13 protein-coding genes are annotated in these 12,999 nt (G+C 73.5%); 10 read left to right on the top strand and 3 right to left on the bottom strand.

Annotation, left to right across the window (positions count from 1 at the left end):
* Positions 1–10: 10 nt before the first annotated feature.
* Positions 11–586: a hypothetical protein gene (locus ACZ45Q_RS11550; protein ID WP_468258381.1), complete on the bottom strand. Its 576-nt coding sequence runs from the start codon at positions 584–586 to the stop codon at positions 11–13.
* A 234-nt stretch (positions 587–820) separates the two neighbouring features.
* On the opposite strand from ACZ45Q_RS11550, the gene ACZ45Q_RS11545 reads away from it, so the two are divergent.
* From ACZ45Q_RS11545 to thpD, 5 genes are all read left to right on the top strand, one after another.
* Positions 821–1,930 (top strand): pyridoxal-phosphate-dependent aminotransferase family protein, encoded by a 1,110-nt coding sequence (locus tag ACZ45Q_RS11545; protein WP_468258379.1) that lies wholly within the window; start codon positions 821–823, stop codon positions 1,928–1,930.
* Positions 1,931–2,246: 316 nt separating this feature from the next.
* Entirely contained in the window at positions 2,247–2,747 is a 501-nt protein-coding gene (ectA, locus tag ACZ45Q_RS11540) for a diaminobutyrate acetyltransferase (RefSeq protein ID WP_468258376.1), read from the top strand.
* An 88-nt stretch (positions 2,748–2,835) separates the two neighbouring features.
* On the top strand, positions 2,836–4,107 hold the full coding sequence (gene ectB / locus ACZ45Q_RS11535) for a diaminobutyrate--2-oxoglutarate transaminase (RefSeq protein WP_468258374.1): 1,272 nt from the start codon (positions 2,836–2,838) through the stop codon (positions 4,105–4,107).
* 65 nt (positions 4,108–4,172) lie between these two features.
* Positions 4,173–4,571 carry an ectoine synthase gene (locus tag ACZ45Q_RS11530; protein ID WP_416527810.1) on the top strand — a complete coding sequence of 133 codons (399 nt, stop codon included), beginning with the start codon at positions 4,173–4,175 and terminating at the stop codon, positions 4,569–4,571.
* A 6-nt stretch (positions 4,572–4,577) separates the two neighbouring features.
* Positions 4,578–5,471, top strand: a complete 894-nt coding sequence (gene thpD, locus ACZ45Q_RS11525; protein ID WP_468258371.1) for an ectoine hydroxylase — start codon at positions 4,578–4,580, stop codon at positions 5,469–5,471.
* Positions 5,472–5,592: 121 nt separating this feature from the next.
* Here the strand turns inward: thpD and ACZ45Q_RS11520 are convergent, their stop codons facing one another.
* Together ACZ45Q_RS11520 and ACZ45Q_RS11515 are read right to left on the bottom strand one after the other, a co-directional pair.
* Complete coding sequence (locus ACZ45Q_RS11520; protein WP_468258369.1) at positions 5,593–6,642, bottom strand: aminotransferase class V-fold PLP-dependent enzyme; 1,050 nt, start codon at positions 6,640–6,642, stop codon at positions 5,593–5,595.
* A 148-nt stretch (positions 6,643–6,790) separates the two neighbouring features.
* Positions 6,791–8,320, bottom strand: coding sequence for an aldehyde dehydrogenase (NADP(+)) (locus tag ACZ45Q_RS11515; protein ID WP_468258367.1), 1,530 nt, complete (start codon positions 8,318–8,320; stop codon positions 6,791–6,793).
* A 120-nt stretch (positions 8,321–8,440) separates the two neighbouring features.
* Between ACZ45Q_RS11515 and ACZ45Q_RS11510 the strand changes: the two genes are divergently transcribed.
* From ACZ45Q_RS11510 to ACZ45Q_RS11490, 5 genes are all read left to right on the top strand, one after another.
* Positions 8,441–9,214 carry an IclR family transcriptional regulator gene (locus ACZ45Q_RS11510; protein WP_468258363.1) on the top strand — a complete coding sequence of 258 codons (774 nt, stop codon included), beginning with the start codon at positions 8,441–8,443 and terminating at the stop codon, positions 9,212–9,214.
* A gap of 16 nt (positions 9,215–9,230) precedes the next feature.
* The gene (locus ACZ45Q_RS11505) at positions 9,231–9,701 is read left to right on the top strand and encodes a GNAT family N-acetyltransferase (RefSeq protein WP_468258360.1); all 471 of its coding nucleotides are present in this window, start codon (positions 9,231–9,233) and stop codon (positions 9,699–9,701) included.
* 185 nt (positions 9,702–9,886) lie between these two features.
* Positions 9,887–10,942, top strand: a complete 1,056-nt coding sequence (locus ACZ45Q_RS11500; RefSeq protein WP_468258357.1) for a hypothetical protein — start codon at positions 9,887–9,889, stop codon at positions 10,940–10,942.
* The gene (locus tag ACZ45Q_RS11495) at positions 10,939–12,324 is read left to right on the top strand and encodes a histidine kinase (protein ID WP_468258600.1); all 1,386 of its coding nucleotides are present in this window, start codon (positions 10,939–10,941) and stop codon (positions 12,322–12,324) included. Before ACZ45Q_RS11500 ends, ACZ45Q_RS11495 begins: the two co-directional genes overlap by 4 nt.
* Positions 12,321–12,980, top strand: a complete 660-nt coding sequence (locus tag ACZ45Q_RS11490; protein ID WP_468258354.1) for a response regulator transcription factor — start codon at positions 12,321–12,323, stop codon at positions 12,978–12,980. The genes ACZ45Q_RS11495 and ACZ45Q_RS11490 overlap by 4 nt, the downstream gene beginning before the upstream one ends.
* Positions 12,981–12,999: the final 19 nt, after the last annotated feature.

Below are 12,999 nucleotides of genomic sequence, written 5' to 3'. Positions count from 1 at the left end.
CGGAGGCGGCTCAGGACGCGGTCCGGTCCGGCCCGGCGGCGCAGCGGGCCGCGGTCCGGGCCCGCCGTGCCGTGGCGTACCCGGCCCCCGCCGCGCTCGCGGCGGCGGTGAGCCCGAGGGCGGTGACGCCGGGGTTGACGTAGCCGGGGACGTAGGAGGAGGCGTAGTCGTCGCCGTCGGTGGTCTCGCAGCCGAAGCGCAGGGGCAGGTAGGAGACCGAGTAGTCGACGACCCGCAGCGCCCGCTCGGGGTTCTCCGCCGTACGGCAGGGGCGCAGCGGCACCGAGTCCGTACCGCCGTCCTCCGCGTCCAGCACCGCCAGCCCCAGGCACAGCGCGCCCCAGGCGTAGAGGAGTACGGCCGCCGATCCGGTGACGATGGCCAGGGTGCGGAGCCGGGCGCCGGGGCGGGGGGCGGAGGCCCGGGCGGGCCCTGGTGCGGCCGGGGGAGCCTCGGGCACGCGGTAGGGGGCGCCGCGGCGGGCGAGGACCACGGCCGTCACCGCGGCGGCCAGAGCGAGGGCCAGGAGGGCGTACACGGGCTCAGTCCACCAGCAGGCGATCACCGCCGCTGCGGCGGAGGCCACGATTCCGGGCGTGGGGGTGTCGCAACGGAAGGACTCCGGCGCGAGTGGGGCGAGGAGCCGCGGTTACTCTCGACTGCATACGCTCCGTACATCCGTCCGTGATCGACCGCCGTGAACGACTGCCCGTGAACGACCGGTCCTGACCGACCGGCCCTCGACCGACCACTCCCGACCGCCCCTCCCCGGCCCACCGCCCGTCCCGACCGACCGTCCGTGATCGAAAAGAGCTCCGCCGTGACCCACCCCTTCCTGGACCTCGCCCCGCTGAGCGCCGACCGCTTCGCCTCGATCGAGCACCGGGTGGCGCGGCTGCTCGGCACCCGCCAGGACGTCGTGATCATGCAGGGCGAGGCGCTGCTGCCGCTGGAGGCGGCGATCCGGGCGACGGCCGGGCCGGACACCGTGGCGCTGAACGTGATCACCGGGCCGTACGGCCAGACGTTCGGGAACTGGCTGCGGGACTGCGGCGCGACGGTGCACGACCTGTCCGTGCCGTTCCACACCGCCGCGACGGCCCAGCGGGTCCGTGAGGCGCTGGAGGAGCACCCGGAGACCGACTTCGTGTCGCTGGTGCACGCGGAGGCGGCGACCGGCAACACCAATCCGGTGGCGGAGATCGGCGAGGTGGTCGCGGCGCACGGCGCGCTGTTCTACCTGGACGCCGTCGCCTCCGTGGGCGCCGAGCCGCTGCTGCCGGACGCGTGGGGCGTGGACCTGTGCGTGATCGGGGCCCAGAAGGCGATGGGCGGCCCCGCCGGTGTGTCCGCGGTGTCGGTCAGCGAGCGGGCGTGGGCCCGGATGGCGGCGAACCCGGGCGCGCCCCGCCGGTCCTACCTGTCGCTGCTGGACTGGAAGGAGCGCTGGATCGACGGCGGGCGGACGGCGCTGCTGCACGCCCCGGCGCAGCTGGAGATGCTCGCCCTGGAGGCGTGCGTCGAGCGGATCGAGGCGGCGGGCCTGGACGCGGTCACGGCACGGCACGCGTCGGCCGCCGCGGCAACCCGGGCCGGGGCGCTCGCGCTGGGCGGGGGCCTGGAGCCGTATGTGCACGACGCCCGGGAGGCCGCGCCGGTCGCGACGACGCTGCGGGCGCCGGCCGGAACCGACGCCTCGGAGCTGGTGGCCCGGGCGCTGGCGTCCGACCCCGCGCTGCCGCTGGCCGCGGGCGGCGGCGCGCTGGCCAAGGAGATGATCCGCGTGAACCACTACGGGCCGCAGGCGACCCCCGGGGCCGTGCACGGGTGTCTGGCGGCGCTCGGTGCCGCCCTGACGGAGAGGGGCCTGCCGGCCGATCCGGAAGCCGCCCGTCGGGCCGTCGAGAACGCCTGGCTGAATTCGAAGTAATTCCCGAACCTCCGACAAGCACATTCCTGGAATTCATTCGGAGCAGCTTCCCGTATTCTTCTGCCCGCTTTCTCCGAAGCTAAACACAGAGATTCGGCAGACCCCAAGCCAGTCATTTCGGACGGGCTTCACACGGGTTACATGATTGTGACCCGTTCCACAGCACGCCCGTTTCGCCCCATATTTCCGGGGCAAAACGCCCATACCGCCGACGCCTCGCGCGGACCCACGCGCCCGCGTGATAACACATGGGCCGCTCATCCGTAACCCCTCTCGGCGATGCAATTTTGAATTTCTCTCGGTAAATTCAATTTGCATGACTGCCGCACAAGCAGACCTGCAAATCGATCGTCCGAGAGTGGCGGACGGCGCCGCGCTGTGGCGGATAGCCAGGGATTCCAAGGTCCTCGACCTGAACTCGTCCTACAGCTATCTGCTGTGGTGCCGTGACTTCGCCGCCACGTCGGCCGTCGTCCGCGACGAGCGCGGGGAGCCGGTCGGCTTCATCACCGGCTACGTACGGCCGGACCGTCCGGAGACCCTGCTCGTGTGGCAGGTGGCGGTGGACGAGGCGTACCGCGGACGGGGACTCGCCGCCTCGCTGCTGGAGGGCCTGGTCGTGCGGACCGTGGCGGACCGCGGGCTGACCCACCTCGAGACCACCATCAGCCCGGGCAACACCGCGTCCGAGCGGCTGTTCACCGCGTTCGCCGAGCGCCGCGGCGCCCGGCTGGAGCGCGAGGTGCTGTTCGACACCGGTGTGTTCCCCGACGGACCGCACGACCCCGAGGTGCTCTACCGCATCGGCCCGCTGTAGCCGGCTCCGCCGGCGCCGCGCAGGCCGCCCCAGACTTCCGACCGACCTCCCCTGTCATCACACCTCACGCATCGAGGAGCGATTCGTCGTGACCATCACCCAGCCCGACCTGAGTGTCTTCGAGACCCTGGAGTCCGAGGTACGCAGCTACTGCCGCGGCTGGCCCACCGTCTTCGACCGTGCGCACGGCAGCCGCATGTACGACGAGGACGGCCACGAGTACCTCGACTTCTTCGCCGGAGCGGGCTCACTCAACTACGGGCACAACAACCCCGTGCTGAAACGGGCACTGATCGACTACCTGGAGCGGGACGGCGTCACGCACGGGCTCGACATGTCGACCACCGCCAAGCGCCGCTTCCTGGAGACCTTCCAGAACCTGGTCCTGCGCCCGCGTGACCTGCCCTACAAGGTCATGTTCCCGGGCCCGACGGGCACCAACGCCGTGGAGTCCGCGCTGAAGCTGGCCCGCAAGGTCAAGGGCCGCGAGTCGGTCGTGTCCTTCACCAACGCCTTCCACGGCATGTCGCTGGGCTCGCTCGCCGTCACCGGCAACGCCTTCAAGCGGGCCGGCGCCGGCATCCCGCTGGTGCACGGCACGCCGATGCCGTTCGACAACTACTTCGACGGCACGGTCGAGGACTTCCTCTGGTTCGAGCGGCTGCTGGAGGACCAGGGCTCCGGCCTGAACAAGCCGGCCGCCGTGATCGTCGAGACGGTGCAGGGCGAGGGCGGCATCAACGTGGCCCGCGCCGAGTGGCTGCGCGCCCTGGCCGACCTGTGCGAGCGGCAGGACATGCTGCTGATCGTCGACGACATCCAGATGGGCTGCGGCCGTACCGGCGCGTTCTTCTCCTTCGAGGAGGCGGGCATCACACCGGACATCGTCACCGTCTCCAAGTCGATCAGCGGCTACGGCCTGCCGATGGCGCTGACCCTGTTCAAGCCCGAGCTGGACGTCTGGGAGCCGGGCGAGCACAACGGCACCTTCCGCGGCAACAACCCGGCGTTCGTCACGGCGACCGCCGCCCTGGAGGCCTACTGGGCCGACGGGTCGGCGATGGAGAAGCAGACCCGCACGCGCGGTGAGCAGGTCGAGCAGCACCTGATCTCCATCACCGAGGAGAACCTCGCCGACGTGAAGGAGTACCGCGGCCGCGGCCTGGTCTGGGGCATGGAGTTCCACGACAAGGAGCGCGCGGGCAAGGTCGCCAAGCGCGCCTTCGAGCTCGGCCTGCTGGTCGAGACCTCGGGCCCCGAGAGCGAGGTCGCCAAGCTGCTCCCGGCGCTCACCGTCACGCCCGACGAGCTGGACGAGGGCATGAAGACCCTCGCCCGCGCCGTACGCGAGACCGCCTGACCCGTCCGGCGGGCGTCCCGTCCGCCGGACTCACGCACCACCCACCTAGGAGGCATCGCAACACCGTGATCGTCCGTTCGTTCAAGGACATCGAAGGCACCGACCGGCACGTGAAATCCGCGTCCGGCACGTGGGAGAGCAAGCGGATCGTCCTCGCCAAGGAGAAGGTCGGCTTCTCCCTGCACGAGACGATCCTGTACGCGGGTACGGAGACGTCGATGTGGTACGCCAACCACATCGAGGCCGTCGTCTGTGTGGAGGGCGAGGCCGAGCTGACCGACCGCGAAACCGGGCAGACGTACACCATCACGCCCGGCACCATGTACCTCCTGGACGGGCACGAGAGGCACACGCTGCGCGTGAAGGAGGACTTCCGCTGCATCTGTGTCTTCAACCCGCCCGTGACCGGACGGGAGGACCACGACGAGAACGGCGTTTACCCGCTGCTCACCGAGGAGGTGTGAGTCACTGTGACCGCGACGACCGTCACCGATCTCTATCCCAGCCGTGGCACCACCGAGGTGTCCGTTCCCCGGCAGGACCCGGTCGTCTGGGGCGCGCCCGACGCGCCCGGGCCGATCGCGCCCGGCGACCTCCAGTCCTTCGAGCGCGACGGCTTCCTCGCCATCGATCAGCTGATCACCGATGACGAGGTCGCCGTCTACCGCGACGAGCTGAACCGGCTCGTGACCGATCCGGAGATCCGAGCCGACGAGCGCTCGATCGTCGAGCCGAAGTCGAAGGAGATCCGGTCCGTCTTCGAGGTGCACAAGATCAGCGAGGTCTTCGCGAATCTGGTGCGCGACGAGCGGGTCGTCGGCCGGGCCCGGCAGATCCTCGGCTCGGACGTCTACGTCCACCAGTCGCGGATCAACGTCAAGCCGGGGTTCGGCGCCAGCGGCTTCTACTGGCACTCGGACTTCGAGACCTGGCACGCCGAGGACGGCCTGCCCCGGATGCGCACGGTGTCCGTCTCGATCGCCCTGACCGAGAACTACGACACCAACGGCGGTCTGATGATCATGCCGGGGTCGCACAAGACGTTCCTCGGGTGCGCCGGTGCCACGCCGAAGGACAACTACAAGAAGTCGTTGCAGATGCAGGACGCGGGTACGCCCTCGGACGAGGCGCTGACCAAGATGGCCTCCGAGCACGGCATCAAGCTGTTCACGGGCAAGGCCGGCTCGGCGACCTGGTTCGACTGCAACTGCATGCACGGGTCCGGTGACAACATCACGCCGTTCCCGCGCAGCAACGTCTTCATCGTGTTCAACAGCGTGGAGAACACGGCGGTGGAGCCCTTCGCGGCGCCGATCCGGCGTCCGGAGTTCATCGGCGCGCGGGACTTCACCCCGGTGAGGTGACCGCGCTCTGACCACCGGGCCGGTGCCTCGTCGTGTGGGACGGGAGGCACCGGCCCGGTCGCGTCGTCCCGCCGGCCGGCCGGGGAGCGCCGGCCGAGCGGCCGTCGGCCGCGGAGCGCGGTCAGGCGGACAGCACGTCCAGCAGGCGGTCGACGTCGGCGGCGGTGTTGTAGAGGTGGAACGCCGCCCGCAGGTTGCCCGCGCGGTCGGAGACCTCGACGCCCGCCCGGCTCACCTCGCCCTGCCGGTGGCCGAGTCCGGCCACGGACACGATGGCGGAACCCGGCGCGGGCACCGGCTCGTGGCCCAGCGAGCGCAGCCCCGCGCGGAACCGGTCGGCCAGCGCGAGGTCGTGGGCGCGCACGGCGTCCACCCCCAGCTCCTCGATCAGCGCCAGCGAGTGCCGGCCGCCCGCGTAGGAGAGCACCGCGGGGCTCTCGTCGAACCGCCGCGCGGAGCGGGCGAGTTCCTCGACCCGCCCGTATGTGCTGTCCCAGGGGCGCTCCCCCGCCGCCCAGCCGGCGAACAGCGGGGTCAGACCGCCCAGGTCCGCCGGGACGACCAGGAAGGCGACGCCCCGGGGGCAGAGCGTCCACTTGTAGGCGACGGCCACGAGGTAGTCGACGTCGTCGGCGGGCACCGGCAGCCACCCCGCGGACTGCGAGACGTCGATCAGCGTCCGCGCCCCGTGCGCCCGGGCCGCGTCCCGCAGCGCGGCCAGGTCGGCGATCCGGCCGTCGGCGGACTGCACGGAGCTGACGGCGACGAGCGCCGTGTCCGGGCCGGCCGACTCGGCCAGCCGCTCCAGCGGCACGCTGCGCACCTTCAGGTCGCCGCGCATGTGGAAGGGGTTGACGAGCGAGCTGAAGTCCCCCTCCGCGGTGAGGACTTCGGCACCCTGGGGCAGCGACGCGGCGACGAGCCCGCTGTAGGTGGCGACCGAGGCCCCGGCGGCGACCCGGGAGGCCGGGACCCCGGCGATCCGGGCGAACGCCGCCCGGCACGCCTCCACGTCGGCGAACATGTCGGCCGGCCGCCCGGTCGCGCAGGACGCCACCGCGTCCCGCATCGCGGCGACCGTACGGGCGGGCAGCAGGCCGGTGCTGGCGGTGTTCAGGTAGGTGTTCTCCGGGTCGAACTCGGCACGGACGAGATTCTCGAAGCTCTCCATGCCCCCACTGTGAGGCCCGACCGACCTCCCCGTCCATTGCCTATTTCTGCGAGGCTTCTCCAAGGAACGCTTATATGTGCGCCCTTCGGCTGCCCGGGGCCGTCCCTGTGTCCGGCCCCGGGCACCCGGGCGGCGCGCCCGCGGAGAGCTACCGCTCCAGGCGTCCGTCGACCCGCCGCGGCAGTCCCAGCGGGTTGTCGTCCCGCAGTTCGGCCGGCAGCAGCGCCTGCGGCGTCCCCTGGTACACCACCGGCCGCAGCCACCGCTCGATCGCCGTCCCGCCCACCGAGGTGGACGTCGACGTCGTCGCCGGGTACGGCCCGCCGTGGTGCTGGGCCGGCGCCACGGCCACCCCGGTCGGCCAGCCGTTCACCAGCACGCGCCCGGCGAGCGGCGTCAGCTCGGCCAGCAGTTCGGCGCCGCGCCCCCGGCCCGCGGCCTCCTCGGCCGACAGGTGGACCGTCGCCGTCAGGTTTCCGGGCAGCCGTGCCAGCACGCCCCGCACCTCGGTCTCGTCCTGATAGCGGGCGACGACGGTGACCGGCCCGAAGCACTCCTCCAGCAGCAGGTCGTGCTCGCCCTCCGCGGCCAGCCGCGCGGCCGGCACCGTCAGGAACCCGGCGCTGACGGTGTGCTCGCCGCCCGCGCCCGGCGTGACCGGGCTGTCCACGTCGGGCAGCGCCGCACGCTCGGCCACCCCGGCGACGAAGTTGTCCCGCATGCGGTGGTCCAGCAGGACGCCGGCCTCGGTGTCGCTGACGGCCTTGGTGAGGGATTCGACCAGGCCGTCGCCCGCCGTCCCGGACGGCACCAGCACCAGGCCCGGCTTGACGCAGAACTGGCCGACGCCGAGCGTCATCGAGCCGGCCAGCCCGGTGCCGATGGCCTCCGCCCGCTCGTCCGCCGCCGCCTCGGTGACCACGACGGGGTTGAGGGACCCCAGCTCGCCGTGGAAGGGGATCGGGACCTCGCGGGCCGCCGCCGCGTCGAACAGCGCCCGGCCGCCGCGCACCGAACCGGTGAACCCGGCCGCCGCGACCAGCGGGTGCCCGATCAGCTCGATGCCCGCCTCGAAACCGTGGACGAGTCCGAGGACGCCGTCCGGGATGCCGTGGCGGGCGGCGGCCCGCCGCAGCACCGACGCGACCAGCTCGGACAGCGCCGGGTGGTCGGGGTGGGCCTTGACCACCACCGGGCAGCCGGCCGCGAGGGCGCTGGCGGTGTCGCCGCCGGGGACGGAGAAGGCGAAGGGGAAGTTGGAGGCGGAGTAGACGGCGACGACGCCGAGGGGCACCTTGTAGCGGCGCAGGTCCGGGATGGGTGGGGTCGCGGTGTCGTCGGGGTGGTCGATGACGACGTCGAGGAAGGCGCCCTCGTCGACGATGTCCGCGAACGCCCTCAGCTGGTAGCAGGTGCGGGCGAGTTCGCCGGTGAGGCGGACCGGGCCGAGCGCCGTCTCGGCGTCGGCGACCTCGACCAGGCCGTCCTTCGCCTGATCGAGCTCGTCGGCGGCGGTGCGCAGGAACGCGGCGCGTACGGTGCGGTCGGCGAGCGCCTCGCGCGCCGCGTGCGCGGCCCGGACGGCGGCGTCCACCTCCTGGGCTGTGGCCTCCACCGCAACCTGTTCCCGCTGCTTCCCGGTTCGGGGGTCGACACTCCAGACTGGTGCTGCTGCCACCGCGGGTCCCTCCACTATCTGGGGCGCATCCAGGCTCGTTCGATATACTGAACGCTGTTTCTGATGATGAACGTGGAGACTATAACTCCAGCTACCCGTCGAACGAAGGGGTCGAGGGCGATGTCGGCAGGCGAGGCAGGCGGCGGGGCGCAGGTCAAGTCCGCGGTGCGGACCGTGGAACTGCTGGAGTACTTCGCCGGCAGCCCCGGCATGCACTCCCTGGCATCGGTCCAGGAGGCCGTCGGCTACCCCAAGTCCAGCCTGTACATGCTGCTGCGCACCCTGGTCGAGCTGGGCTGGGTGGAGACGGACGCGACCGGCACCCGGTACGGCATCGGCGTACGGGCGCTGCTGGTCGGCACGTCGTACATCGACGGCGACGAAGTGGTCGCCGCGGCCCGGCCGACGCTGGACCGGCTGTCGGACGACACCACCGAGACCATCCACCTCGCCCGGCTGGACGGCACCAACGTCGTCTACCTCGCCACCCGTCAGTCCCAGCACTACCTGCGGCCGTTCACCCGGGTCGGCCGCCGGCTGCCCGCCCACTCGACCTCCCTGGGCAAGGCGCTGCTGAGCACGTACTCCGACGAGCAGGTCCGCAAGATGCTGCCGCAGACCCTTCCGGCGCTGACCGAGAACACCATCACCGACCGGGAGAGGCTCATCGAGGAGCTGCACCAGGTCCGGGAGCAGGGCTTCGCCGTGGACCGGGAGGAGAACACGCTGGGCCTGCGCTGCTTCGGCGTCGCGATCCCCTACCGCACCCCCGCGCGGGACGCGATCAGCTGCTCGGTGCCGGTGGCCCGGCTGACCCCGGCGCACGAACAGATGGTCAAGGACGCCCTGTTCGACGCGCGGGACCGGCTGACCCTGGCCACGCGCAGGCTCTGAACCTAGGCTCCGCGGCATGAACATCGCCCTGCGCCCGGTCCACGACAGCGATCTGCCGGTGTTCTTCCGGCAGATGAACGACCCCGAGTCCCTGCACATGGCCGCCTTCACCCCGAAGGACCCGGCCGACCGGGACGCCTTCGACGCCCACTGGCGGCGGATACGGGCGTCGGGCGACGTGGTCCGGGCGATCCTCGCCGACGGCGACGTGGTCGGCAGTGCGGCCGTGTACGGGGAGCCGGGCGAACGCGAGGTCACCTACTGGGTGGACCGCGCCTACTGGGGGCGGGGCGTGGCGACGGCCGCGCTGCGGGCGCTGCTCGCCGAGGTGCCGGAGCGCCCGCTGTACGCGCGGGCGGCGACGGACAACGCCGGTTCGCTGCGGGTGCTGGAGAAGTGCGGCTTCCGGGTCACCGCGCGGGCCGGCGGCTACGCGCAGGCGCGGGGCCGGGAGATCGAGGAGTTCGTGCTGGTGCTGGCGGACTGACCGCAGCCCGGACACGGGCCGCCCGGTCCGGAGCGCCGGACCCGGTGGTGTCCCGCAGCGCACGGCCGCCGGCCGTCCGCACCGGGTGCCCTCCTGTGTGCCGAGGCCCGCCTCCCCCGCGCGGCGGAGCCGGATCGTCGCGGCGCAGGAGGCGGCCGGGGCGCCCGGCACGGGAGCGTGGAGCCATGACACGGCCACTCACCTCTCCCGCCTCTCCGGCGTCCCCGGCCTCTTCGGCCCCATCCGCTCCTCCCGGTGCCGCCCCGGCCCGCCCCTCCCGGGCCCGGCGGCTGCTGCGGGCGATCGCGATCGTCGCCTGCCTGCCGTACCTCGGGCTCAAGACCGCCTGGATCGCCGGGAGCCGCATCGGGATCCCCGAGGGGAGTTCGCTGCTGGACCACCGGGTGGAGATGGCCGTCGCCAACGGGCTGTCCGTGCTGCTGGACAGCGGCGTGATCGTGCTGGCGCTGGTGCTGACCCGGCCCTGGGGACTGCGGGTGCCGGCCTGGCTGCTGGCGTTCCCGGTGTGGGCCGCCACCGGGCTGCTGGCCCCGATCATGGCCGGGTTCCCGCTCCAGCTCCTCGCGCGGCTGGTCACCGGTGACGTCGCCACGGCGTCCGACCCCAGGCGCGAGGCGTTCCTCGAGGAGTGGGTCTTCGGGCTCGTGTACGGCGGGTTCATCGCGCAGGGTCTCGCGCTCGGCGCGCTGTTCGCGCTGTACGCCCGTGACCGCTGGGGGCACCTGTGGCGGGGCAGGCCGGGGGAGCTGCCGTCCGGTGCCACGGGCCCGGCGCAGCGGGCGCTCGCCGGAGCCGCGGCGTTCCTGGCGGTGTTCCCGCTCACCGTCCGTCTGTTCTGGGCCTGCGGCGGGACGGCGGGGCTCGCCGAGGGCCTGGCCGCGGGCCGCACCAGCGACTTCCACGTCCTGGAGGCCCTGTACGCCGGTTTCCTCGCCATGGCGGCCGTCGGCGCGGTCCTGCTGGTCTTCCGCCGCGGCCGAAGGCTGCCCGCGTCCGTGCCGCTCGGCCTGATGTGGGTGGGGTCCGCCGCCGTGGCCTGCTGGGGCGGCTGGATGCTGCTCGCCTCCGTCCCGGCCGTGGACGATCCGGCGGACCGGCCGACACAGCTGATGAACCTCACCTACGCTGGCCAGATGATCGTCGGCTCGCTGATCGCATCGGTGTGCGCGCACTGGCTGGCGGAGCGGTCGGCCCGGGCCGCCGCGGCGGGGCGGTCGTGACGGCCCTCGCCCGCCTGCTGCTGGGCCGGCGGGCGCGGCTGCGCTGGGTCCATCTGATCCTGGGCGGCGCGCTCGCCATGCCGTACGTCCTGGTCGGCGAGGTCGTCATCGGGCCGCTGGCCGAGGAACGGGTCGTCTTCGGCTCGTTCCCGCTGCAACTGGCCGCCTTCGCCGCCGGGCTGCCGCTCGCGGCCCTCACCTCGCTGTTCCCGCTGACCCGCCCCCTGGAGGCGGCGGCCGTGCGGTGGCTGTGCGGCGTCGACGCGGACCGGCTGGCGTACGGGCCCGCCCGGACCCCGGGCGAGCGGGGGCGGACGGCGGCCTGGTACACGCTGCACCTGGGCGTCGGCGGCATCGTCGCGGGGATGTCGCTGGCCGTGCCGCCGTTCGCCGTCGTGCTGATCGTGCTGCCGGTCGTCGCGGGGCTGGGCGGCGGCCGGCTCGGTCTGCCGGAGTTCCTCGGCCAGGCCTGGGCGCTCGCGCTGGCCCCGGTCGCCGGGGCCGGCATGCTCCTCGCGCTCGCCGGGTGCGCCGCCGGGTGCGGGGCGCTGCTGGCCCGCTGGGCGCCGGTGCTGCTGGGGCCGTCCCCCGCGGACCGGCTGGCGGCGGCCGAGGCGCGCGCCGCCGACCTGGCCGTGCGCAACGGGCTCGCGCGCGAGCTGCACGACTCCGTCGGGCACGCGCTGAGCGCGGTCACGCTCCAGGCGAGCGCGGCTCGGCGGCTGCTCGACACCGACCCGGAGTTCGTCCGCGAGGCCCTCGCCGCGATCGAGGACACCACCCGGCGCACGGTCGGCGAACTGGACGCCGTGCTGGGCGTGCTGCGGGACGGCGACGCCCCGGGGACGGCGCCGGCGCCCACCCTCGCCGCCGACCTCGACGGCCTGCTGCGCCGTACCCGCGCGGCCGGGGCGCGGGTGACGGCGACCGTCGCCGCCGACCCCGCGGCGCTTTCGCCGCTGGTCTCCCGGGAGGCGTACCGCATCGTGCAGGAGGGGCTGAGCAACGCCCTGCGGCACGGCGGCGAGCGGGTCGCCGTCTCCCTGCGGATCGAGGCCACGGACACCCGTCTGGAGATCACCGTGGCCAACCCCCTCGGTGCCGCCCCCGGTTCCCGGCCCGGCGGCGGCCACGGACTGCGCGGCATCGCCGACCGCGCCCGGCTGCTGGGCGGCGCGGCCCGGGCCGGCCCCGAGGCGGGCACCTGGCGGCTGCACGCCCGCCTGCCACTGGCGGGCCCCGCCCGCGAACCCGCCCCGGGCCCGGCCGGCCACCCCGCCGCGGGGACGGCCGCTCCACCCGCCGACGGCCCGGCCGGCCGCCCCGCCGGCCGGCCCGACCGGGGCACCGCCGAGGCCCCCCGCAGGAAAGGACCCGCATGACCCGCACGCCGATCAGGGTCGTCCTCGCCGACGACGAGCGCATGGTGCGCACCGCCCTGCGCGCCATCCTCGCCGCCGAACCCGACCTGGAGGTCGCCGGCGAGGCGGCCACCGGTGCCGAGGCGGTGTCCGTGGTCCGCGAGACCCGCCCCGACGTCGTGCTGATGGACGTGCGCATGCCCGGCGTCGACGGCATCCGCGCCACCGAGCAGATCCTCGCCACGCTCGCCGAACCGCCCCGCGTCGTCGTCGTGACCACCTTCGAGAACGACTCCTACGTCTACGACGCCCTGCGCGCCGGCGCCGCCGGGTTCCTGCTCAAGCGCGCCGACGCCGACACCCTCGTCCAGGCCGTACGGCTGGTGGCGCGCACCGACACCCTGCTGTTCCCGTCGGCGGTGCGGAACCTGGCGGCCGAGCACGCGCGCGCGTACCCGGCGCCGCCGCGGTGGGTGGCGCGGCTCACCGGGCGCGAGGGCGAGGTGCTGCGGCTGATGGCGACGGGCCTGACCAACGCGGAGATCGCGGGCCGGATGGGGGTCGGCCCGGCCACCGTGAAGACGCATGTGGCGTCGGTGCTGGCGAAGACCGGCAGCCGGGACCGCACCCAGGCGGTGATCCGGGCCCACGAGGCCGGCTTCATGAACGGAACATGAGAAAACCGCCTGGATGCGG

The organism is Streptomyces sp. NPDC031049, from assembly GCF_055571015.1.
The sequence above is the reverse complement of the archived record's forward strand: the minus strand, read 5'-3'. Positions and strand labels throughout refer to the sequence as shown.

What these genes read in the sequence shown, in the direction of transcription:
- ectA (WP_468258376.1), top strand. Translation starts at nt 2,247, where the DNA reads ATGACTGCCGCACAAGCAGACCTGCAAATCGATCGTCCGAGAGTGGCG.
- ACZ45Q_RS11520 (WP_468258369.1), bottom strand. Translation starts at nt 6,642, where the DNA reads ATGGAGAGCTTCGAGAATCTCGTCCGTGCCGAGTTCGACCCGGAGAAC.
- ACZ45Q_RS11510 (WP_468258363.1), top strand. Translation starts at nt 8,441, where the DNA reads ATGTCGGCAGGCGAGGCAGGCGGCGGGGCGCAGGTCAAGTCCGCGGTG.
- ACZ45Q_RS11505 (WP_468258360.1), top strand. Translation starts at nt 9,231, where the DNA reads ATGAACATCGCCCTGCGCCCGGTCCACGACAGCGATCTGCCGGTGTTC.
- ACZ45Q_RS11500 (WP_468258357.1), top strand. Translation starts at nt 9,887, where the DNA reads ATGACACGGCCACTCACCTCTCCCGCCTCTCCGGCGTCCCCGGCCTCT.
- ACZ45Q_RS11490 (WP_468258354.1), top strand. Translation starts at nt 12,321, where the DNA reads ATGACCCGCACGCCGATCAGGGTCGTCCTCGCCGACGACGAGCGCATG.